The organism is uncultured Mycobacterium sp. (assembly GCF_964249325.1).
Taxonomy (GTDB): Bacteria; Actinomycetota; Actinomycetes; order Mycobacteriales; family Mycobacteriaceae; genus Mycobacterium.
Window position 1 is genome coordinate 21691 of the sequence record NZ_CAXUCH010000056.1, and the last position, 337, is coordinate 22027.

The window sequence follows — 337 nt, forward strand, 5'->3', positions numbered from 1 at the left end:
GGCATACCCTGTACCGCGCCGCGAAACCTGTCAACAAGCCTCATCCCTGTTTCCTCATCCTTTTGTTCGGCCCATCCTTTCGGAGGTCGGACTGCATCATGGCATGGCCCGGCGAGCGCTGGGCGCAGCTGTGCTCGTGTAGTCAACCACACCTTGGCCGAACCGCTCTCCTTGGAGGGCGTTGGATAGTCGGCTGTCCGGCATGGCCATCCAGTGGATCGCCGTGTCCGGCGACAGCGTTACACCATGTGCTCACAGCCGGTTGTGTGCCGGTGAGAGCTTGAATGCCGCGTTGCTGGCGGGCGGTGCGTTGGGGCGGGCGGGCGCTGCTTTCACG

1 protein-coding gene (cut by a window edge) is annotated in these 337 nt (G+C 63.8%); it reads right to left on the minus strand.

Annotation, left to right across the window (positions count from 1 at the left end):
• Positions 1–44: the start of a diacylglycerol acyltransferase/mycolyltransferase Ag85A gene (gene ag85A / locus ACFE99_RS09865; protein WP_375484730.1), read on the minus strand. The gene continues 1012 nt to the left of window position 1, outside the view; the window shows 44 of its 1056 coding nt (coding positions 1–44); its start codon is at positions 42–44; its stop codon lies beyond the left edge, outside the window.
• Between the last annotated feature and the right edge of the window lie 293 nt (positions 45–337).